The organism is Arthrobacter sp. BL-252-APC-1A (genome assembly GCF_009696625.1).
Lineage (GTDB): Bacteria > Actinomycetota > Actinomycetes > Actinomycetales > Micrococcaceae > Arthrobacter_B.
The window spans coordinates 1-20,841 of the sequence record NZ_VULS01000018.1; the positions used below are offsets into that span (position 1 = coordinate 1).

Here is a 20,841-nt window from a genome sequence, read left to right on the forward strand (position 1 = left end):
CATCGACCCCCTCGAACGCCTCACCGACTGGGTCCGGTCCGACGAAATGCACCAAACCTTCAACTTCGCCTACCTCCACCACCCCTGGAACCCTGAGGAACTACGCCGCATCATCACCACCAGCCTCAACGCCTTCGACAAAGTCGGCGCCCCCACCACCTGGGTCCTCTCCAACCACGACGTCGTCCGCCACGTCTCCCGCTTCGGGCAGGCCGAGGGGCACACCCGGCCCGGAGACGGCCTGGGACCGGAGGATACCCAGCCGGACCATGACCTCGGCCTGCGCCGGGCACGCGCAGCGACCCTGCTGATGCTCGCCTTGCCCGGCGGCGTCTACCTCTACCAGGGCGAAGAGCTCGGGATGCCGGACCACACCATGCTCGAGCATGGGCACCGGCAGGACCCCACCTTCCACCGCACCGGCGGCGAGCGCCTGGGCCGGGACGGCTGCCGTGTGCCCCTGCCCTGGGTCGCCGACGCACCCTCCTACGGCTTCAGCAGCACGGGGAAGTCCTGGCTCCCCCAGCCTGACGAGTGGAAGGACCTGTCACGTGACCTGCAGGCCCGGGATCCGGACTCAACGCTCAACGTCTACCGGGAGGCGCTGTCCCTTCGCCGGGACCTCTCGCTGGGACACGGGTCACTGGGCTGGTGGCCTGAACATGATGACAAGGGCGTAGTTTCGCTGGTCAACGGCAACATCCTGGCCCTGATGAACATGGGCACCGAAGCAGTGGAACTGCCTGCCGGTGAGGTGCTGGTCCGCAGCGTCCCGGAGGCAGGCACGAATGGTTTCCTGGCCCCGGATACCTCCGTGTGGATTCGGTTGGGCTGAACACCGTGGAACAGCGGCCCCGCGGGGCTGGCATCAAGGAAGTAGCCGCCCGTGCCGGAGTCTCGGCGGCAACTGTTTCGCGTGCCCTAAGCGGCAACGGAAGGGTTTCGGACGCCACACGCCGAAAGGTCCAGGCGGCCGCCGAGGAACTGGGATTCGTTATTTCCTACAATGCCTCGTCGCTGGCCTCCGGCCGGAGCCGGAATATCGGGATTGTGCTGCCCACAGTGGGGCGCTGGTATTTCTCCCAGGTCCTCGAAGGCGCTGCGTCAGCCCTGATCGAGGCCGGCTACGACCTCACCCTCTACAACACCTCTGACGGACCGGGCCACCGCGAGAGCGTCCTGAAGGAGATGCTGCAGCGCAAGAGACTCGACGCCGTCATTACCGTTGCGCTGCGGCTGACCGAAGAGGAACTTGGCCAGCTGCGCGAGGTGGGCAAGCCAATCGTGGCAATCGGCGGCCCGCTGCCGGAGACTCCGACCATCCGGGTCGATGAGTTCAGCATCTCCGCCCTGGCTACCCGGCACCTGATTTCGCTGGGCCATACCCGCATTGCCCATATTGGCGGCGGTGAGGAACTTGTGCGGGACTTCCGGATGGGGAGCACCCGGCAGGACGGCTACCGGCATGCGATGGCGGAGGCCGGGCTGGGTGTTGAACCCCACTGGCTGCGCAGTTCCGAATTCAGTGTGGCCGGCGGGTACGCCGCGGCCAAGGCCCTGCTGGCAGACCCGGCCGCGTCAGTCACCGGAATCTTCTGTGCAGCCGATGAAATAGCGGTGGGCGCAATCCTCGCAGCGCGGGAGCTGGGGCTCCGGGTTCCGGAGGACATCTCCGTCATTGGCATCGACGGACATGAGCTGTCCGCAGTTTTCGGACTAACCACTATCGCCCAGGACCCCTCCGGGCAGGGCGCCGCCGCCGTCGGAGCCGTCCTTGCCCTGCTGCGCAAGCAACAGGTGGGACGGGACCTGATGGAGGGCTTCTACCCCACGGAGTTTGTAGTTAGGTCCAGTACAGCGGTGCCGCGCGGATCCCAGGGTTCGGCTGCTCCGTAGCTGTGCCGTTCCCCTACAGCTGGATAGGATAATAATGCCGGGTTCACCGGCGTTGAACGGGGGTAAAGGATCGTCAATGCTGGTTTTTCTGTGGGTAGCGGAGATCGTCCTGGCCCTGCTGTACTTCGGGCTCGGAGTCATGCGCCTGGTCCAGTCCTACACAAAGCTGGTGCGGGTGCTGCGCTGGCCTGCCGACTTCCCTGCCTGGGCGGTCAAGCTGATCGGCGTGGCAGAGATCCTTGGTGCGCTGGGCCTGATTCTGCCTGCAGCGTCCGACGTCGCCCCCATCCTCACTCCGATCGCTGCCTCCGCGCTGGCACTGATGATGGCCGGAGCCGTCGCCGTCCACGTTCGCCGGGGTGAACGCCATCGTGTTGCTCTGCCCGCCATCCTGCTGGCCATGAATGTCTTCATCGCTATTGGCCGGTTTGGACCGTATCCGGGATGAACCCGGCCAAGGATCCAGCCGCGCCGGGACCTGCAGAGACAGTCACCCGGCTGTACAGCCTGCTGCCGGGGAGCTTTACCGCTGCCCGGAACCAGGAGGCCGCCGCTGCAAAGAGTTCCGGGGACGCTGAGCTGGGCAAGCGGCTGAAAGCGCTGCCCAAACCGTCGGCTGCGGCATGGCTGGCCAACATGCTGGTCCGTGAGGAAAGCGAAGCGATATCAAGCGTCCTGTCACTGGGTGCCTCACTTCGCGAAGCGCAGGCAGACCTTGACCGCGGGGAACTGCGCCGGCTCAACTCTGAGCGGCACCGCATGCTGCGGGCCCTGGCAGCATCTGCACGGGAGCTGGCGGAGAAACTCGGCAACCCCGTCAGCGCCGCAGTGGCCGCTGAGGTGGAGCAGACTCTTTGGGCCGCCATGACTGACCCGGAAGCCGCTGCGGCCCTGGCCTCCGGCCGCCTTGTCCGGGGTCTGGAAGCCAATGGGTGGGAGCCGGTGGACCTCGACGGCGCGGTGGCGGATCCAGACACAGCCTCACCACTGGTTGCTTCCGGAGCAGCGTCCGGCTCCGCCAGGGGGTCGGCCAGCCGGGGTGCAGGGAAGGAGCCGGCAAAGGAGCCTTCCCGCCGGCAGGAAGCAGCACGGGCCAAGGCCCTGCGCGCTGCCGAGGAAGAGCTTGCGGACGCCCGTGAAGCCGCCGGGGAGGCAGAGCGGCGGCTCGCCGGTGTCCAGTCCGAAGTGGAGGAACAGGTCACGCTCCGCGACGGCCTAACGGACGAGATTGATGATTTTCGCGAACGGATCCGTGAACTCGAGCGCGAAGTCAGCGCCGTCGACCGCCGCCGCGGCGCCCTGGAACGATCCCGGGACACGGCGCGGCGCGAGGCACGGTCCGCCCGGCGGGCAGTTGAAAAGGCGGAAGCAAAACTGGACGGGCTGCGCTGAGTCCAAGCCTGATGCGTGCCGCAGACCCCTGCGAGCGAACCGCTCCAGAACCCGGGCTTATGCCGGCGCGGAAAGCACGCCGAAGCGGCTGCTTATGCGGGCAAGATCAATCTGGTGGGCGATACCCGGGAAACTTCCGCGATAGTCGCTGAATCCCAGGACATCCAGGCGGCAGCCGGCGTCGTACAGCACATCCACCAGGTTGCCGAAGCGCTGCCAGGCATACGGGTCCTCGCGGGTGGTGTCCGGAACACCGGATACCACCCAGTGGCTGTACTGCCGGACCAGCACCAGATAGTCCGACGCCGCTGACCGGGTGCCGCACAGTTCGGCGAAGTCGAACCAGATCTGCCCGCCGGAGGCACGGGCTGCCTTCAATGCCACCGTTCCGGGCGTCAGCACTGCTGTTTCCTCCGGGGCTGGATACCGCAGTCCCGCCGCTTCCAAGGCCGCGGCATCCGGTGCACGCAGATGGTGTCCGGCGGCGAACCCGGAGGTTCCGCGCGGCGCGGCGGAGCGGTAGTCCCGCTCACCGTCCAGGGCTGCCACCTGCAGGTGGGTGGTGAGAAGCTCTATCCCCGGTTCGAACAGGTGGTGGAACATGGGGTCCGGCAGAAGTTCGTGCGGGGCGTAGTTCGACGTCGCCACGAGCACGATCCCGCGCTCGATCACCTGCCGGAGCAGCCGCGTGACAAACGCTGCGTCAGCGGGACCGTTGACATGGAACTCGTCAAAGCACAGCAGCCGGGCATCCCCCAGCAGTGCGTCCAGCCCGGCGGCAAACGCGGACTGCTGCGCAAAGTCTTTCCTGCCGTATCCCGCGAAAGTCCGGGCATGCAGTTCGCGGAAGAAATCGTGGAAGTGCAGGCGCCTCTTCTCGGCCAGCGGAACGGCCTCATAGAAGGCGTCCAGGAGCCAGGTTTTTCCGCGTCCGGGAGGACCCCACAGATACAGGGAGCTGCCGGAGGCCGTCCCACCTCCGGAGACGGCGGAGGCGCCTGCGCGGGCCAGAAGTGGAAGCACCGCCAGTTGGGCGTCGTCGAGCTCAATTCCCTGTTCTGCCGCGGTGCGAACCAGCGTGTCAGTCAGGATCTCAACAGGCACGGAGGTCATAGAACGGTTATACCGGGGCCCACGTCCCATTCAAAAACAGTTCATCTTCGCTCTGTTACGTCCGCCGGGTCCCTCCCGCCCACCCGGGAGACGGAACGTGAAATGCTGTTCCCGATTGGCGGAGTGATCTGGGGGAACCGTGCAGGAGTTGCTAAGAGTCGTGAATGAGCTAATAGGGGTCCTGGACTTTTGGACGGTCATTCAGGCAACTGCACTGGTTTCAGCGGTCTTCGGCATAGTAATCGTCGCCCGGGCGTGCTGGGACAACACCGGGCTTCCCGCATTGCGGGACCGGTACCTTGAGCTGGTCTCCGAACGGGCGGACGTGTTGAACAACAGAACCGCCGGGCCCGGTGCGCACCACGCCGCCTCCTACGCCCGCCGGCTCACTCTTGCAGTCGCCGACCCCAGGCTCGGTATTCGCACATCCGATGCCAGCTGGCTCCGTCAGGTGAACCGTTTGCGGCAGTCCCGCCCAGGCAGCAGCCAGCGGCAACGCGCTGCCGGGGCCCTGGCACAGCTGCTGAAGCGTCCTGCCCTGGTTTCCGAGCAGGCAGAACTCGTCGGTGCAGCGCTGCGGCAGGTGGAGGCCGCGGTCACGTCTGCGGACAGCCTGAAGGAACTGGCAGCCACGAGACGGCTCTATTCCCAGTCAGCGGGCCAGTTGCTTCGAACCGGCGCCACCCGCCGTTTCCTGGGAGTGTTTCTTCCCGCGATGGCGAAGTACCTCGATTTTGTTGGCCGCGGCAGCGCACTCGGGCTGGCGGTCGGCGTACTCCTGTCCGGTGGCCTGATCACCGAAAGTCCCTTAGTAGGGGTGCTTACAACCCTCTGCGGAGTCGGCGGGGCCATCATCTATACCGGGCTCGCAATCCGGTGCGACGCCCGGTCCTGGCCGGTGCGTGACGGTCTTCCCCACGCGCTTCGCCGCACGTATCCCGAAGCTTCATTCCTGCTCCGGCTGGCCCTGACTGTCACGGCGGTCCTCCTCGCCGTTGCGATTGTGCGGCTGTAGCCACGCCGCACGCCCGTCGCAGCCCGCCCGAATTACGCCTAAGAAATTCGTGCTAATTATTCGCGCCTAGGGGTGGTACGTTCGGATCTCGGGCACGATCCAATCCGGCACCAAGCACGGGAGGAACCATGACTGACCATGTAGCACCCGTATCCGACTGTTCGGTCCACAACTGCGACTTCAACCACGACGGCTGCACGGCCTATGCCATCACCGTCGCCGGCGCCAAGGACCACGCCAGCTGCGCAACGTTCATTGATACCTCCGCCACGGGCGGACTCCCAAAGGTCCTGGCGACCGTGGGCGCCTGCCAGCGTGAAGAATGCCGTTACAACGACCACCTGATGTGCGACGCGCATGACGTGCGTGTGGGACCGGGTGCCGAGCTGGCAGACTGCCTCACGTACCAGCCGCGTTGATTCCTTCACCCCGGGAGGCCCCTTGACCGCCGCGCTGCTTGGCTGGGACCCCGTCTGGCCGGAGGTATGGCAGCCCGATTACCAAGCGGCGGCAGCCGGCGCAGCGGAGTCCGGATTCTTTCGCGCGGTGTGGGACATCTCCGGGGCTGCAGAAGAACTCGAAGCGGGCGCCGATGTCTGGTTCACCGTTCCCGGTGAGCGCGCGGGCGTGGCCGGCCACGGCGTTGTTGTGTCCTCGCCGTACGGGTTCCATGACGAGGACCGCCGTGGCCAAAGGGATCAGCCCGTCTTGGTCGACATCGATATAGATGCTTTGCTGCCCCTGGAGGAACACATTCCCCTGGTGCATCTGCCTCCCGTGCTCGCCGGGCTTTGTCCCGGCGGCGGTGACCTCACCATCCTGGACAGCAGCACGGAAACCGATCTGCGTCATGCCTGGGCCCGGAACGTCAGCAGCACGAACGGGCTGGGCCCGGCGCTGCTTCCGGGATCGCTTCCGCAGGCGGCCGTGCGCTGGTCACTGACCAGCCGCTACGAATCAGACCCGGACGCCGCACGGATCGCCCTGGCGCACTACGGGCCGTCCTGTTCGGTCTGCGGATTTGATCCCGAGACGGTGTTCGGCCGCGAAGGCGCCGGCATCATGCAGGTGCACCACATAGTGCCGGCCAGGCTGGTAACGGATGATTACGACCTGGACGCCGCGGTGGACCTGGTTCCGCTGTGCGGAAACTGCCATGCAATGGCCCACTCCGGTTTTCCAGACCCATTCAGCCCGGCTGAGCTCCGGGCAATGCTCGCTGCGCAGGGAGTATCTCCCCATGCCGCACATGTGGCATCCCCGGGTCCTGAACAGCTGCGCGCCGAGGCTGATGCCCGTGCCCTCCTCGGCCTCGGCGGCCGGGAAAACGACTGGGCTGCCCGCAAGGCCGCAGACTAGACTCGGAAATCACCATGAGCACTCCGAACAGCAGTTCCAAGACCGTGCGCATCGACGCATGGCTATGGGCCATCCGCGCCTACAAGACCCGCTCCGCAGCAACAGCCGCCTGCCGGGCCGGGCATGTGAAGCTGAACGGCAACGCAGCCAAAGCTGCCCAGCCCGTCCAGCCCGGGGATACCATCCGTGTGCGCCAGCCAGGGTTTGAACGGATCCTGGAAGTCCGGGGCCTGATCGCCAAACGCGTCGGCGCCGAGGCGGCGTCGCACTTCTATACCGACCACACTCCTGAACGCCCCGCCGCGCCGGCACTGGGCATACCGCAGCGGGACCGCGGTACCGGGCGCCCCACCAAGAAGGACAGGCGGGAGCTCGAACGGCTCCGGGGAGCCCGCTAGACGCGCGCTAACCCGGCACAATGCTGCGACCGCATTTCCGCCGGTGCAGGCGGGCGGTCTAATGGCGGCGGGATTCCGCCGCACAGGAGCGGCACAGGCGGCGCTCACCGACTTCGCCCTGGTCACAGACCTGCAGCGTCGGACGGTTGAACTCCCAGGTCCGCTGTACCACCTGGCACCACGCCGAGTGGAAGACAGTGCCCCGACGGGTGATGTAAACCTGGCGGTCTCCCAGTACCGGCCGCTGTGGCATCTGCTGCCGGCGGCTGGCATGTACCCATCGGATCCCCGCAGGCGCCCCGGCCTGCGGAGTCAGCACATCGTTGGACGTTCTCCTGCGTGAAAGTGTGTTGTAAGTCCCCATGCGTGCAAGCTTAGGAACCCGTCCCGCAAGTTCAGCCCAAGATACGCACAGTTCTTGCGCAAGTTCTGCGCGCCCGTGTGGCTGCCGTGCCTAGGGTGCTAGCCTCCCAACCCCCATTCCCCGGTTCCCTGCCGTATCCCAGCTTCAGCGGCTATCCTGTCCGCATGCTGAAGAGAGTAGCCCGCAGGATTGCTGCGGCAGCACTTGTTCTTTTCGCCCTCGGTTCAGGTCTGGCGGTCCTGGGTGTCTATGCCCTTCTCTCCTTCGCTGCATGGGCCATCTGGGGTGCTGTGCCTCCGGGATATACGTTTGTACTGGCGTTCGCCGTGCCTCCGCTTGGCATAGCGGCGCTAACCGGTTTGGGCATCGGCGCGGGCAAATCCGCCAGACTGCTCCGGGCTCGCCGGAACCGCTTGTCCCGGGCTGCCGCTGCAGCCTCGTCCCTGGAGGCCGCACAGCTGCGCCGCGACGCAGCACTGGTAGCGTGGTCGCGCTATGAAACCGATGTTTCGCTGCTGATCGAGTACCCGGTCATGACCGACTACACGGATCCGGTGATCCGTGAGGTCATCGTCGCGATGCAGGACATCCGCGAAGCTGAGCGGGACGCTGACCCGGCACGCCTGCACCTCGCCGTCGACCGTTTTGAAGTGGCGTTCAAGACCGCTGAAAACTACGCCCGCCGCTGCGGGCAGTCCCGGCTGACGGACGCGGAGCGCAGCAAGCTGGCCACAGCCCGCGCATCCCTGAACCTGCTGCTCGACGGCAGTGCCTCACCTTCTGAGGTCGAAGGTGCCTACCGCAGCCTGCGGCGCTCGTTGCGCGGCATTATCGATCTGCCCGCACCGGCGGCCGCAGACCTGGACGCCCGTGCACGGGACGCCCGGCGGATCGGTGCCCACAAGGTAGCTTCCTAGGCTTCCGCGGCGGGAACCCGGAGTTCTCCCGCGGCCACGAAGGCAGTGGACGAGCCCGGATCAATTTCTGTCAGTCCCGCATCCACGATGAGGGGCCCGTTCCCGGGGTGCCGGGCCAATTCGCGGAACCGTTCCCCCGGCAGTTCGGCAACCAACGCCGCAGGGCATTCAGCGAACCCCGCTGCCTGTTCCGGTGCCAGCTCCAGGTACCAGGCCAGCAGCGCGTGGGCGGCCTGCGCCGCCGCCTTTCCCGTGGACATGGCCAAGTCTTCATTCAGCACAATCAGAGGCGCACCGGGCTGAGCAGGCGCGGGTTCGGCTGCCGGCAGCTGCGTACCTGATACCTGCAGGGAACGCAGTGCACGCGGCATGTCCGCGTAGCGCTGGGGTTCGAATGCCGCAGCCTCGGCCTTGCCAATAACAACCGTGCCCGAAGGCGCCCCGGCGGTGAGCTTCGCAAAAGGTTTGGGACCGGCCCGGCGCACGGTCTTGGTGAACCGTCCGCGGACCCAGTCCAGCCATGCGTCGTCACTGTTCCTGTGCGCGAACGCGAGGACGCAGGCTACGGCAGCAGCGGCCACAGCATCACGATGCGCCGCTGGATCCTCCTTGTCCACGCGCAGAAGGATGGGCTGGACGGTATCGCTGGGTTCCACTCCCCCAGTTTCCCATGCCGTGTCCCCGCCCCGCGGACAGCCCGCCGGCAGGCCCGGCTACCATGAGCGGGTGAGTGTTGAACAAGCTCTTCTCGGCTTTACTGCCGTTGCCGTCCTGCTGACCATCATGCCGGGCCTGGATTCTGCCATGGTGCTGCGGTCGGCCATCAGCCAGGGCCCGAAGCACGCCGTTGCCACGGGACTGGGCATTAACACCGGTGCCTTCGCCTGGGGCGCCGCCGCCGCTGTGGGTATTTCCGCACTGCTCACCGCTTCAGAGGCTGCCTACACTGCGCTAAAACTCGCGGGAGCCGTCTATATGCTGTGGCTGGGTTCTTCTCTGCTGTGGAAGTCCTTCCGGCGCCGTCATCTCCCGGTTCCCGTGGACGGTGTTCCGGCACCGGCCGGTGAACGGCTGGCAACAGCGTGGGCCAAGGGGCTCGGCACCAACCTGCTCAACCCCAAAGTGGGGGTCTTCTATATTGCGATGATTCCGCAGTTCATGCCTGCCGGGGTCTCGCCCCTGCTGATGGGCCTGGCCCTCGCCGGAATCCACGTGCTGTTGAGCGTTGTCTGGTTCGGGCTGATCATTTCGGCCGCTCATCTGGCCCGCAAGGCCCTGCAGGCTCCGCGGTCGGTGAAGATCACGGACCGGCTGACAGGACTCGCCCTGCTGGGCTTCGGCACGTCCCTGGCCATAAAGCACTAGCGCCGTCCCGGCGGTAACAAAACGGCATCGCACCCCCTATGTGCGTCTGACTAGGGCAGACGTCACCCCACACCTCCTGCTAGGTCTGGTGGGACGGAGCAAAGACGCTTCGCCCCCACGAGACAAGGAGCAATACATGAAGTACCGCCTGCTGCCCGTTTTTGCCGCGGCTGCCCTCCTGGTCACCGGATGCACAGCCTCCGCGTCAGAGGAGCCGCCCGCCTCCGCTGACGAATCCGGCACCGATTCCCGGCTGGCTGAGATCACCGAGCGCGGAACACTGCAGGTCTGCACCACCGGCGACTACCGGCCCTTCACCTACAAGGATCCGGACACCGGTGAGTGGAGCGGGATCGATATTGCCATGGCGCAGGACCTCGCAGCCAGGCTGGACGTCGACGTCGAGTTTGTGCAGACCAGCTGGAAAGACCTGATGCCCGATTTCCTGGCCGGCTGTGACATCGGAGTGGGCGGTGTGTCCATCTCCCTGGCCCGCGCCGAGCAGGCGTTCTACACGGACCCGGTCCTGGACGACGGCAAGACCCCGATCACCCTCTGCGGCAAGGAAGAGCTCTACGACACCGTGGAGGAGATCAACACTCCGGGCGTCCGGTCCATCACCCCGATTGGGGGCACGAACGAGATCTTCGCGGACACGCACTACCCCGACGGCGAGATCATCCGTTTCGAGGACAACAACACGATCTTCGATGAAATCGTCGCCGGCAGAGCGGATGTGATGACCACCGACGCCGCTGAGGTGAAGTGGGTCGCCAACGAATACCCGGAGCTCTGCGCCGTGGACCCGGACAACCCGTTCAATTTCTCGCAGAAGGCCTACCTGCTGCCGCTCGGGGACACGGTGTTCCAGGAGTACGTCAACCAGTGGCTGAACCTCGCCGAGAATGACGGCACGTACGACGCTGCCAAGGAACCCTGGTGGGGATAGCTAGCTGCCCTGGGTCCAGGTGCTGCCTTCGGTGAACGGGTTGAAGAGCAGCCGGCCGAACATCGCCAGCCGGGCCGGCTGCCCTTCTCCGCCCTCGTCCAGGCGCTGAATCACGTAGCGATAGAGCTTTTCCTGAAGTACGTGTGCTTGGCCTTCAGTGAACGGACCGTGTGCCAAGGCGCCGATCTGCTTCTCCAGCTCAGGCAGGCTCTCCAGTCCAGGTTCATCCGGTGCCATGGCGATGCCAAACGCAACGTCAAGAAGGACGCTGGCCTTCTCGGCACCGGTCGAGTCGGGATCGGCTTCCACTGTCTGCAACGTTCGTTCCGCCGCGGCCCGCGCCGGCCCGTAGGCCTCCAGCCTGAGCAGGAAGTTCACGAGGGCCGTGCCGGATTCATACCCGCTAACCGGGCCGGCAAGCCACTCCTGGAGTGCGTGCCGGCACAAATCGTCACCGGCCAGATACAGGAACTGCGCTGCATAGCCGGCGACGTCGCTGCGCTGGCAGCGTTCGGGATGACTCGTTCCCCGGGGGAACCCGCCGAGGGCCGCCATGGCTACCTGGCGCACGTCTTCGGCCAATTCCCGGTCCTCGTCCCGTTTCTTCAGGGATCCGAACTCATCACAGTCCGAAATTTCCTGGAAGTACCAGTACAGTTCCCGCATCAGATATGGCACCCATGCGCTGCCCGGACCATACTCCTCGACCGCGAGGAAGAATGCCCCGGTAAGGTACATGGGGTCCAGGGGCCGGCGGTGGTCCCATCCGGCGTCGTAAACGTGGACTGCCACCTCGCGGTCGTGGTTAAGTGCGGGAACAGATTCAGCGAATTCCCAGGCCCTTTCGCACAATGCCCGGCCTTCACCCGTCTCTCCGTAGCCGGCGTACACCTTGGCGGCCTGAAGCACGGTCATGATGTACAGCTTTGGCTGCGGTATCCCCTGACTTTCCATAGCGCGGATCGTATGAATAAGATCAGCGGGCTCCTGCAGAGGTCCCCCATAGTTTTGATTCCCCATCGGGAAAGGGTACCGCTGCCTGCGCGTTTACTGCTCGCGATAGGCCTGATGCGGCCCCGCCTGCCCGGAACAGCTCCACTCACGCTTAAAAAACAGGTGCCGGCCCGGAGCCGGTGACTCCACCCCCATGGAAATCACCGGCTTCGGCCCGGCGCTTGAGTCTGTGCGTTGTTCCACATTGAGAATAGCGAACATTGACATTTGGCTGCGCCGTTTTAGGACACAAATGGATATCAAAAACGGGTCGGTGGTCCGGTTTTTCCATAGACCCTTTCCAGCCTTGTCATCGCCGCCGCGCATCGAGCCGGCGGACGGACTCGCGCACAGCACCGTGCAGCATGATCTCCAGATCGCCGACCACGCGGTAAGGGTGTTCTTCCATGCCCTCTGCGACCCATCGCAGCACCACGGCAAGCACGGCCGAGGTGTAGAAGTCCACCACCAGCACACGGTCCCCGGGGTCTGCCGGCCCGCCGCCGTCCTGGTCCATCACAGCCTCGGTGATGGGGCGCATCTGCCTAAACAGGAAACGCTCCAGCCCGGGCTGTCCCACCCCGTTGAGCACCCCCAGCGTCGACGAACGGTTCTCGCGCATGTAGAGCAGCAGCCGCACCAGCCCGTCCGCCCAGCCCACCTCCGCCGCGAATGTGCGGACCTGCCGGGCTACCTCTGTCTCGAACACCCAGACGGCAAGCTGCCGCACATCCGGGAAATGGTAGTAGAACGCCTGCCGCGTCAGCCCGCAGTCCCGTACCAACTCGGTGACTGTCACCTTGTCGAGGGGCTCAGTTCGCAGACGGGCCTTGAGCGCGGCCGCGAGAGCTGCTCGTGCATCCGTAGAACGCTTCGCCTGGGACGCCTCATCGGTCATGCCTGAAGGTAACACCGCGCCTGACTGGACACATCGCACCACCTGTCTAATGACCCGGGGCGCGGGCGTTTTTACCTTTAATCCGAAGGCACAAATTACACCGGGCTGCTAAGGAGAGGTCCCTAGATGTTCTTGTACGAATCGATTCCCTGGTACTCCTGGGCGATGTTCGGCGTCGTCCTGGTTGGCCTCATTGCGCTCAATGAGGTGACACGGCGCTGGAAGTGGGCCGGTCTGGCCTTCTTCGTGGCGCTGCCCATCCTGCTGACCGTCTTTGTGTGGCCGACGACGGCCGGAGACGGATCGTCCACAGGTACCTGGTTCCACTGGGTGAAGGTGTACTCGGCGCTCCTTGGGTGCCTGGGCTTTATGCTGATCCGGTACGTCCCGCGCCTGGCGAAGAACCGCTGGATGCTTCTGTTCCCTGCGCTGATCCTGGCGATCAACATCGCCGAGGCAGTCATCCGCGACTTCGAGGTGGCGGGCCTGCAGGGCATGCACGACGGCGTGTTCATGGTCGGCGGTCCGTGGAACTACATGAATGCCATTGCCGGCATCCTGAACCTGCTCACCATCTGCGGCTGGACGGGCATCATCGTCTCGAGCGACAAGTCGAAGGACATGATCTGGCCTGACATGATGTGGTTCTGGATCGTCGCCTACGACCTGTGGAACTTTGCCTACGTCTACAACTGCGTCGGTGACCACTCGTTCTACGCCGGTGCGGCACTGCTCATCTCCTGCACCATCCCCGCGTTCTTCATCAAGAAGGGTGCGTGGCTGCAGCACCGCGCCCACACCCTTGCGCTGTGGATGATGTTCACCATGGCGGTCCCGACCTTCGTAAGCACCTCGCCGTTCGCCGTCGAGTCCTCACACAACCCCACCGCGCTGTTCGTCGTGTCGGCCATCTCCCTGGCGGCCAACATCGCCGTCGCTGTCTACCAGGTGTTCACCATTCTCAAGCGGCACCGCAACCCGCTGCGCGACGAGCTGTACACCCACCTGCCCCAGTACCAGGAAGTGCGCAGCGCTAACCTGCCGAGCGGTTCTTCGGCCGGTCTGCCCGGGTCCCACGGGACGGACCGAACGGTCACCGTCTAAGAACGCGATGCCACCGGCTCCGGCCGGTGCCGCAGACACCATGCGCCGTGGTCGAGCCTTACCGGCTCGGCCACGGCGCTGCTGCGTAGGGGGCACCGTGCCAAGATCATTTCCCTGCGGACCACAGGCTTCACGTGTGTTTACTGCACCCGTGTCAGAAAGGTCAGGGTTGGCCGGCTGGTACCCAGCTGCCGCTCGCCGCGTTCGGACCCTAAGCGGGCCGGCCGGGCGATAACAACCCCCTGCGGGAGGTTAGGGCCCCTTTGGGCAGAAACAGCCTGTGGCTTTGAGATCAGGCCCGGGCCTTCGCTAGCGTCGCCGGTGCGATGGGGGATCGTCCTCGAAAGCCGAAAGGAACGCATGCGTTGTGGTTGGCCCGATGAGTAAGCAAATGGGACAGACCAGAGACGAGAGACTCTACTGGTGGTCGCAGGTGTTGCGATGGCGACCCAGCTGCGCGAGTCGAAGAAACGGAAACTGGCCCTCTGGATACTCTCCGGTGTCCTGGCCGTCATCGGTCTCGTGCCGTTCGTCCTGAACCGGCTTGGGCTCTCGGAGTTCTCCACCGTGCAGACGACCTTCGGGTAGTCAGCACCACAAAGAGCAGGTCCCGCCGGTATCGGCGGGGCCTCTTTTTTTGCCTCTATTCGTCCACAAGAAAACCCCTTCTGATCGGGCGTGATGCCTGATCAGAAGGGGTTGCATGGAGCCCCCTGCCGGATTCGAACCGGCGACCCCCTGTTTACAAGACAGGTGCTCTGGCCAACTGAGCTAAGGAGGCGTGGACCGGATCGCCCGGCCCTGCGCCGTCGTTATCCACAAACAACAAAACAGCGCTAGACAAGATTAGCCCAGCACACCCGCCGGAACGAAACCAGGTATGGTTCGTTCCGGCGGACGCGGCTGGGGCGAAGCAGGATCTAGGAGGAAGCCTCTTCGTTGTTCGCGTCGATAGCGGTCTGGACCGTTTCCACGAAGGAGTTCAGGTCTGCCTCGGAACCGTTGACGTAGACGGTGGGGGTGCCGCCGACTTCGGCTGCGCGGGCCACGGCGTCAGCGTACTTGACGTAGGTGCGGAAGCCGTCGTTCTCGATGCAGTCAGCGGCCTCGGTAGCGCCCACGGACTCGGCCATGTCCACCAGGGCAGCGTTATTGACTTCACCCGCGGCGTGCTGGGCGAAGATGGCCTTCATGAAGTCCCAGTAGGACTCGGGGTTGGTGTCGGCAACGCAGGCAGCGGCATTGGCGCCGCGGGAGGAGTAGTTGGTCGGCGAGTTGCGGTCCAGGAAGGCAACCGTGCGGTATTCAAGGGTGACCTCACCTGCGGCGAGCCAGGTCTGCACCTGGTCAGCGTACGTGGCGGAGAAGTCGGCACAGTGAACGCAGTTGATGTCCACGTACTCCACGATCTGGACCGGTTCGCCCGGAGCAGCGGCCTCTACGCCGGCGGGAACGGTGTCGCCGGCTTCGTTGGTCGTGGTGGCCTCGGGGAGGTTATTGACGTCGACCTCTCCGGTGTCTGCAGGTTCAAGCGAGGTCGTGGAGGTCAGGGTGAAACCGCCGTTGATGTTGCCGTTCGCCGGGGCAGGACCGGCGTCGGGGATGTCTCCGCGAACACTGTTAATGACGATCACAGCAACGATGACGATCACGGCCACGATGCCCGCGACGATGCCCCAGCGGGTCAGCAGCTTATTGCGGCGCTCCTTCTTAAGCTGCGCTTCGCGCAGGGCACGTGCCTTCTCACGGGCAACGGCCTGGCGCTCGGCCTTGGTCTGCTTGGGGTTCCGGTCACTCATATTTCCTTCTGTCTCTCAAGCGGCCGCCCTCACGGCGGTATCAGCGTACACAGGGGTATCCAGGGACTACGATATCCCCGCTCCCCCACCCACAACGCCTTGAGTGGGTACAAAGGTTCCCCCGTTGGATAGAGTGGCGAACAAACAAGTCAACTTAGGAGTGCAAAAGGTGAACGCTGTTGCCGCTGAATCGAAGACTGAGAATTCAACGGACGGGTACGGCGATTACGACTTCATAGTGGTCTCCAACCGCCTGCCCGTGGACCGCGTAGCGGACAACGGTTCAGAGGGCAGTGACGAGTGGCGGCGCTCCCCGGGTGGCCTGGTGACGGCGCTCGCTCCGGTCATGGCAAAGGCCGACGGCGCGTGGGTGGGATGGCACGGCGCCCCCGATGAGACCCTTGAACCCTTTGACCACGAAAACATGCACCTGCGTCCGGTACCGCTGAGTGCCTCAGAGGTCGAGCTCTATTACGAGGGATTCTCCAATGCCACGCTGTGGCCGCTCTACCACGACGTGATCGCTCCCCCGGAGTTCCACCGAACCTGGTGGGATTCCTACCGCACGGTTAACCGCCGTTTCGCCGAAGCCGCAGCTGAAGTTGCTGCTGAAGGCGCCACGGTCTGGGTGCAGGATTACCAGCTCCAGCTGGTCCCGCAGATGCTCCGCAAGGCACGCCCTGACCTGAAAATCGGATTCTTCAACCACATTCCCTTCCCTCCGCTGGAGATCTTCGCCCAGCTGCCCTGGCGCAAGGACATCATTGCCGGCCTGCTGGGCGCCGACCTGATCGGCTTCCAGCGACCCAGCGACACCGCGAACTTCCTGCGCTGCGTCCGCCGCTTCGCCGGGCACTCGGTGCGCCAGCAGCAGGTCCACGTCACCACCGAGGACGGAGACACCTACGTGTCGCGGGCCGAGGCCTTCCCGATCTCCATCGACGTTGAGCAGATCACCAAACTCGCCCAGCGCGAAGACATCATTGAGCGCTCCAAGCAGATCCGGCGGGAACTGGGTAACCCGAAGGTGATCCTGCTGGGTGTGGACCGCCTGGACTACACAAAGGGCATCAGCCACCGCCTGAAGGCCTACGGCGAGCTCCTCGAAGACGGACGGATCAGTGTTGAGGACGCGGCACTGATCCAGGTTGCCAGCCCCAGCCGCGAACGCGTGGAACAGTACAGGCTGCTGCGCGAAGAGGTAGAGGGAACCGTCGGCCGGATCAACGGCACTTACGACACCATGTCCAACACCGCCATCCGCTACCTCCACCACTCCTACCCGGTGGAGGAGATGGTGGCGCTGTACCTGGCCTCCGACGTCATGCTGGTAACCGCACTGCGGGACGGCATGAACCTGGTAGCCAAGGAATACGTGGCAGCCCGGACTGAAAACACGGGTGCGCTGGTGCTCAGCGAATTCGCCGGTGCCGCGGACCAGCTCCGCCAGGCCGTACTGGTCAACCCGCACGACATCGACCGGCTCAAGGACGCGATCGTCTCCGCCATCCAGATGCAGCCGCGCGAAGCCCAGCGCCGCATGCGCCTGATGCGCCGCCAGGTACTGCAGAACGACGTCGAGCGCTGGTCGCAGAACTTCCTCAACGCACTGCGGCTGGAAGGCGAAGCCCAGTGATCACGATGGAACTGCGCACCGCGCTGGCCACACTGGCCGCCACCGACCATTTGCTGGTTGCCACGGACTTCGACGGCGTCATGGCAGCCCTCGTCGAGCATGCAGACCAGGCCCGGCCCCTGCCGGAAGCAGCCGCTGCCCTGCGTTCCCTCGCTGCCGTACCCCGGACGTCGACGGCGCTGATCTCCGGGCGCGCACTGGACAGCCTCCGCAGGGCTGCCAGTCCCGAGCCTGAAACCCTGCTGGTGGGCAGCCACGGGGCGGAAACGTGGACCGGGCCAAACGCTGCTCCCCTGCAGCTCACCCCGGAGCAGGCTGAACTCCTGGCCAGGGCCCGCACGGCAGTCACCTCAGTAGCGCAGGACGCTCCGGGCTGCTGGGTGGAAGACAAGCCTGCAGGCGTGGTGCTGCACACCCGCAGCGCCCCCGACGACGTAGCCTCCGCAGCCGTCGACGCTGCCCGCGCCCGTCTGGGCGAACTCGACGGAGTGCAGGTCACCGACGGCAAGCGGGTCCTGGAAGTATCCGTGGTGCATACCAGCAAGGGCGAAGGAATCCGCGCCCTCCGGGAGCTCACCGGTGCAACGGCCGTTTTCTTCGCCGGCGATGATGTCACAGACGAACGAGGGTTCGAGGCGCTGGAATCCGAAGACGTGGGAATTAAGATCGGCCCCGGGGACACTGCTGCCCCGTTCCGGGTCGATTCGCCCGCCGAATTCGCTGCAGTCCTGGAACATTTGCTCGAACTGCGCCGCGCCGCCGTCGAAAATTAACCGCCCGTACACCCGTTTTGCTTCTGTCCGCTGGACAGGCATGGCATACTTGCGGCAGTGAGCGAGCAAGTGGCGCTCATCACGCTGTTTTACAACTACACATCCACCCATTCACAACGGATCGTCGGGCACGTACCTGCCCGTGAAGGGAAATATCATGGCAACGGTAACGTTTGACCAAGCAACACGGCTGTACCCGGGCACCGAGCGCCCCGCAGTCAACAACCTCAGCCTCGAAATCGCCGACGGCGAGTTCCTGGTGCTCGTCGGCCCATCAGGCTGCGGCAAGTCCACCTCGCTGCGTATGCTCGCCGGCCTGGAAGACGTGAATTCCGGGCGCATCCTCATCGGTGACCGTGACGTCACCGATGTTCCGCCCAAGGACCGCGACATTGCCATGGTGTTCCAGAACTACGCCCTGTACCCGCACATGTCTGTTGCGGACAACATGGGATTCGCGCTGAAGATTGCCGGCGTCCCGAAGGAAGAACGGATGGAGCGCGTCCGCGACGCCGCCAAGCTGCTCGACCTCGAGGATTACCTGGACCGCAAGCCGAAGGCGCTCTCCGGCGGCCAGCGGCAGCGCGTTGCCATGGGCCGCGCAATTGTCCGTAATCCGCAGGTCTTCCTGATGGATGAGCCGCTTTCCAACCTGGATGCCAAGCTGCGTGTGCAGACCCGCACCCAGATCGCGTCCCTCACGCGCCGCCTCGGCGTAACCACTGTGTATGTCACGCATGATCAGGTGGAAGCCATGACCATGGGCGACCGCGTCGCGGTGCTGAAGGACGGCGTGCTGCAGCAGGTGGACACCCCGCGGAACCTCTACGACAAGCCGATGAACGTCTTTGTCGCCGGTTTCATGGGCTCCCCTGCCATGAACCTGCTGGAGCTTCCCGTCACCGAAGGCGGCGTGACGTTCGGCGGCACGGTGTACCCGGTGCCCCGCAGCATTCTCGACGCCGCCGCGGGCAACACCGTGACGTTCGGCGTCCGTCCGGAAGACATGGACGTTGCAGCCGAGGGCGAAGGCCTGAAGGTGGAGGTGGATGTGGTCGAGGAACTGGGTGCAGACGCCTTCGTTTACGGACACACTTTCCTGGACGGCCAGGAACATGAGATCACCGCCCGTGTGGATGCACGGAAGCCCCCGGCCAAGGGAGACAGCCTGTTTGTCCGGCCCAAGGCCGGCCACGTGCATCTCTTTGACACCAGCACCGGTGAGCGACTTGCTGACGAGGCATAGCCTTTAGCCCCAGTGTTCACGTGCGGTGACCTATCCCCTGATCTAGACTACTGGGGAAGGTCACCGCACTGGTTTAAACCCCCAGAGCCGATAGAAGGCGTGGATGCCCATGACAGATGCTGCGCGCGCCAACTGGCGTGATGAACCAACCAACTGGGATCAGCCGGGCAAACTTCCCCGGAGCCATGCGGAGGCGACCAAGGACCCTCTCGGCTCGCTGAACATCACCGCCGCGTCGATGGACCCGGCCCTGCTGGACCTCCCCTGGTCCATTCCGCTTGAGGAATGGCCCAAGGAGAACCTTGCTGCCCTTCCGCGCGGCATTTCCCGCCACGTCGTCCGGTTTGCACGGATGGGTGATTCGCTGATCGCGATCAAGGAAACCAGCGAACATGTGGCACGGCAGGAGTACCACATGCTCCGCAAGCTGCGGCGGCTGAACGTGCCCAGCGTGGCTCCCGTTGCCGTCATTACCGGCCGTATGGATGCCCAGGGTAATGAACTGGACCCGGTCCTTGTTACCCGCCACCTGCGCTTTTCGCTGCCTTACCGTGCCGTCTTCTCCCAGACGCTGCGGGAGGTCACGCTTACCCGCCTGATCGATGCCCAGGCGCTGCTGCTGGTCAGGCTGCATCTGGCTGGCTTCTACTGGGGCGATGTTTCGCTCTCCAACACGCTCTTCCGGCGCGACGCCGGCGCTTTCGCCGCCTATCTGGTGGATGCAGAGACCGGTGAGCTCTACCCGGAGCTGTCCAACGGACAACGTGAATACGATTTGGAAATTGCCCGTGTAAATATCGCAGGTGAACTCATGGACCTGGCCGAGGGCGGCCTCATCGAAGAGAACATCGATCCGCTGGCCACCAGCGAACGCATCATGGACAGCTACCGGAACCTCTGGGCGGAACTCACCGAGCAGGAGTCCTTCGAACTCGGTGAACGGTGGCGTGTGAACGCACGCATCCGTCGCCTCAATGACCTGGGGTTCGACGTCGACGAACTCACCATCCGCACCACCCCGGACGGCTCACAGGTACAGCTCCAGCCGAAGGTGGTCGACGCCGGCCACCACCAGCGACGACTCATGCGCCTGACCGGGCTCGATGCCCAGGAGAACCAGGCACGCAGACTGCTGAATGACCTGGACTCCTACCGGGCGGACAATCACCCGGACATGAATGAGGAACTTAGCGCCCACCTGTGGGTGACCCAGGTCTTTGAACCGATCGTAAAGGCCGTGCCGCGGGAGCTGGGCAGCAAGCTGGAGCAGGCAGAGGTTGTCCACGAGGTGCTCGAGCACCGGTGGTACATGTCAGAGAAGGAGAACCGCAACGTGCCGCTGGCTGAAGCAGTGCAGTCCTATCTGGACACCGTGCTGCGCCACCGGCGTGACGAGGCTGCCATCCTCCTCAACCCGGATACAACGACCATGCGCATACTGGAAAGCGGTGCCGCACCGGGATAAGTCTTTCGCACAGCAGGAAGGCCGGGCCCAAATGAACTGCTCCCCGAAAGTTGGACTGGCCAAATAAGATCCTAGGCCGCGAGGGCCTGAGCACGGTATTGCACCGGGCTCAGGCCCTCGAGCTTTGTCGAGATGCGTTCATTGTTGTACCAGCCGATG

24 protein-coding genes and 1 tRNA gene are annotated in these 20,841 nt (G+C 64.6%); 17 read left to right on the forward strand and 8 right to left on the reverse strand.

Translation table 11 applies throughout. The features are described from left to right. The 4 genes from FYJ28_RS16660 to FYJ28_RS16675 form a co-directional block, all read left to right on the forward strand. A partial coding sequence (locus FYJ28_RS16660) for an alpha-amylase family glycosyl hydrolase (RefSeq protein WP_268235046.1) occupies positions 1 to 835 on the forward strand: 835 nt, incomplete at its 5' end. Between the two features lie 5 nt (positions 836 to 840). Beyond that, positions 841 to 1,896: a LacI family DNA-binding transcriptional regulator gene (locus FYJ28_RS16665; RefSeq protein WP_326831792.1), complete on the forward strand. Its 1,056-nt coding sequence runs from the start codon at positions 841 to 843 to the stop codon at positions 1,894 to 1,896. 76 nt (positions 1,897 to 1,972) lie between these two features. After that, positions 1,973 to 2,344, forward strand: coding sequence for a DoxX family protein (locus FYJ28_RS16670; RefSeq protein WP_055239889.1), 372 nt, complete (start codon positions 1,973 to 1,975; stop codon positions 2,342 to 2,344). After that, positions 2,341 to 3,288, forward strand: coding sequence for a transposase (locus FYJ28_RS16675; RefSeq protein ID WP_154580137.1), 948 nt, complete (start codon positions 2,341 to 2,343; stop codon positions 3,286 to 3,288). The genes FYJ28_RS16670 and FYJ28_RS16675 overlap by 4 nt, the downstream gene beginning before the upstream one ends. A gap of 57 nt (positions 3,289 to 3,345) precedes the next feature. Here the strand turns inward: FYJ28_RS16675 and zapE are convergent, their stop codons facing one another. Beyond that, the gene (gene zapE, locus FYJ28_RS16680; protein ID WP_195840716.1) at positions 3,346 to 4,401 is read right to left on the reverse strand and encodes a cell division protein ZapE; all 1,056 of its coding nucleotides are present in this window, start codon (positions 4,399 to 4,401) and stop codon (positions 3,346 to 3,348) included. Positions 4,402 to 4,561: 160 nt separating this feature from the next. Between zapE and FYJ28_RS16685 the strand changes: the two genes are divergently transcribed. The 4 genes from FYJ28_RS16685 to FYJ28_RS16700 all read left to right on the forward strand — a co-directional run bounded on the left by FYJ28_RS16685 (position 4,562) and on the right by FYJ28_RS16700 (position 7,173). Further along, positions 4,562 to 5,416: a hypothetical protein gene (locus FYJ28_RS16685; RefSeq protein WP_154580139.1), complete on the forward strand. Its 855-nt coding sequence runs from the start codon at positions 4,562 to 4,564 to the stop codon at positions 5,414 to 5,416. Between the two features lie 128 nt (positions 5,417 to 5,544). After that, positions 5,545 to 5,835, forward strand: coding sequence for a DUF1540 domain-containing protein (locus FYJ28_RS16690; RefSeq protein ID WP_055239886.1), 291 nt, complete (start codon positions 5,545 to 5,547; stop codon positions 5,833 to 5,835). A 22-nt stretch (positions 5,836 to 5,857) separates the two neighbouring features. Then, a complete protein-coding gene (locus FYJ28_RS16695; protein ID WP_154580140.1) occupies positions 5,858 to 6,775 on the forward strand; it encodes an HNH endonuclease in 918 nt (305 codons plus the stop codon). Positions 6,776 to 6,789: 14 nt separating this feature from the next. After that, positions 6,790 to 7,173 (forward strand): RNA-binding S4 domain-containing protein, encoded by a 384-nt coding sequence (locus FYJ28_RS16700; RefSeq protein ID WP_055239884.1) that lies wholly within the window; start codon positions 6,790 to 6,792, stop codon positions 7,171 to 7,173. A gap of 58 nt (positions 7,174 to 7,231) precedes the next feature. Here the strand turns inward: FYJ28_RS16700 and FYJ28_RS16705 are convergent, their stop codons facing one another. Then, positions 7,232 to 7,537, reverse strand: a complete 306-nt coding sequence (locus FYJ28_RS16705) for a hypothetical protein (RefSeq protein WP_154580141.1) — start codon at positions 7,535 to 7,537, stop codon at positions 7,232 to 7,234. 164 nt (positions 7,538 to 7,701) lie between these two features. Here FYJ28_RS16705 and FYJ28_RS16710 point away from each other — a divergent pair, with 164 nt between their 5' ends. Then, the gene (locus FYJ28_RS16710; protein ID WP_055239882.1) at positions 7,702 to 8,454 is read left to right on the forward strand and encodes a hypothetical protein; all 753 of its coding nucleotides are present in this window, start codon (positions 7,702 to 7,704) and stop codon (positions 8,452 to 8,454) included. Here FYJ28_RS16710 and FYJ28_RS16715 read toward each other — a convergent pair. Continuing rightward, positions 8,451 to 9,110 carry a peptidyl-tRNA hydrolase gene (locus FYJ28_RS16715; RefSeq protein ID WP_326831793.1) on the reverse strand — a complete coding sequence of 220 codons (660 nt, stop codon included), beginning with the start codon at positions 9,108 to 9,110 and terminating at the stop codon, positions 8,451 to 8,453. The genes FYJ28_RS16710 and FYJ28_RS16715 overlap by 4 nt on opposite strands. 70 nt (positions 9,111 to 9,180) lie before the next feature. Here FYJ28_RS16715 and FYJ28_RS16720 point away from each other — a divergent pair, with 70 nt between their 5' ends. Together FYJ28_RS16720 and FYJ28_RS16725 are read left to right on the forward strand one after the other, a co-directional pair. Then, on the forward strand, positions 9,181 to 9,819 hold the full coding sequence (locus tag FYJ28_RS16720) for a LysE family translocator (RefSeq protein WP_326831794.1): 639 nt from the start codon (positions 9,181 to 9,183) through the stop codon (positions 9,817 to 9,819). 136 nt (positions 9,820 to 9,955) lie between these two features. Next, a complete protein-coding gene (locus tag FYJ28_RS16725; protein WP_154580144.1) occupies positions 9,956 to 10,768 on the forward strand; it encodes a transporter substrate-binding domain-containing protein in 813 nt (270 codons plus the stop codon). Here FYJ28_RS16725 and FYJ28_RS16730 read toward each other — a convergent pair whose 3' ends face one another. Both FYJ28_RS16730 and FYJ28_RS16735 read right to left on the reverse strand, forming a co-directional pair. Continuing rightward, positions 10,769 to 11,683 carry a hypothetical protein gene (locus FYJ28_RS16730; protein ID WP_154580145.1) on the reverse strand — a complete coding sequence of 305 codons (915 nt, stop codon included), beginning with the start codon at positions 11,681 to 11,683 and terminating at the stop codon, positions 10,769 to 10,771. A gap of 388 nt (positions 11,684 to 12,071) precedes the next feature. Beyond that, positions 12,072 to 12,659: a TetR-like C-terminal domain-containing protein gene (locus tag FYJ28_RS16735; RefSeq protein ID WP_154580146.1), complete on the reverse strand. Its 588-nt coding sequence runs from the start codon at positions 12,657 to 12,659 to the stop codon at positions 12,072 to 12,074. Between the two features lie 126 nt (positions 12,660 to 12,785). Between FYJ28_RS16735 and FYJ28_RS16740 the strand changes: the two genes are divergently transcribed. Together FYJ28_RS16740 and FYJ28_RS16745 are read left to right on the forward strand one after the other, a co-directional pair. Further along, positions 12,786 to 13,763: a DUF5692 family protein gene (locus tag FYJ28_RS16740; RefSeq protein WP_154580147.1), complete on the forward strand. Its 978-nt coding sequence runs from the start codon at positions 12,786 to 12,788 to the stop codon at positions 13,761 to 13,763. A gap of 423 nt (positions 13,764 to 14,186) precedes the next feature. Further along, complete coding sequence (locus FYJ28_RS16745; RefSeq protein ID WP_154580148.1) at positions 14,187 to 14,351, forward strand: hypothetical protein; 165 nt, start codon at positions 14,187 to 14,189, stop codon at positions 14,349 to 14,351. Positions 14,352 to 14,467: 116 nt separating this feature from the next. On the opposite strand, the gene FYJ28_RS16750 is transcribed toward FYJ28_RS16745, so the two are convergent. Both FYJ28_RS16750 and FYJ28_RS16755 read right to left on the reverse strand, forming a co-directional pair. Beyond that, positions 14,468 to 14,544, reverse strand: a tRNA-Thr gene (locus FYJ28_RS16750). Between the two features lie 139 nt (positions 14,545 to 14,683). After that, entirely contained in the window at positions 14,684 to 15,562 is an 879-nt protein-coding gene (locus FYJ28_RS16755; RefSeq protein ID WP_154580149.1) for a DsbA family protein, read from the reverse strand. Positions 15,563 to 15,731: 169 nt separating this feature from the next. Here FYJ28_RS16755 and FYJ28_RS16760 point away from each other — a divergent pair, with 169 nt between their 5' ends. The 4 genes from FYJ28_RS16760 (at position 15,732) to FYJ28_RS16775 (ending at position 20,682) form a co-directional block, all read left to right on the forward strand. Continuing rightward, positions 15,732 to 17,198 (forward strand): alpha,alpha-trehalose-phosphate synthase (UDP-forming), encoded by a 1,467-nt coding sequence (locus tag FYJ28_RS16760; protein WP_055239867.1) that lies wholly within the window; start codon positions 15,732 to 15,734, stop codon positions 17,196 to 17,198. Positions 17,199 to 17,203: 5 nt separating this feature from the next. Then, the gene (gene otsB, locus FYJ28_RS16765; protein WP_154580152.1) at positions 17,204 to 17,971 is read left to right on the forward strand and encodes a trehalose-phosphatase; all 768 of its coding nucleotides are present in this window, start codon (positions 17,204 to 17,206) and stop codon (positions 17,969 to 17,971) included. Positions 17,972 to 18,128: 157 nt separating this feature from the next. Continuing rightward, positions 18,129 to 19,217 (forward strand): ABC transporter ATP-binding protein, encoded by a 1,089-nt coding sequence (locus tag FYJ28_RS16770; RefSeq protein ID WP_055239866.1) that lies wholly within the window; start codon positions 18,129 to 18,131, stop codon positions 19,215 to 19,217. A 109-nt stretch (positions 19,218 to 19,326) separates the two neighbouring features. Continuing rightward, a complete protein-coding gene (locus FYJ28_RS16775) occupies positions 19,327 to 20,682 on the forward strand; it encodes a DUF4032 domain-containing protein (protein WP_154580153.1) in 1,356 nt (451 codons plus the stop codon). 71 nt (positions 20,683 to 20,753) lie between these two features. Here FYJ28_RS16775 and FYJ28_RS16780 read toward each other — a convergent pair. Continuing rightward, a partial coding sequence (locus tag FYJ28_RS16780) for an IS3 family transposase (RefSeq protein WP_154578246.1) occupies positions 20,754 to 20,841 on the reverse strand: 88 nt, incomplete at its 5' end.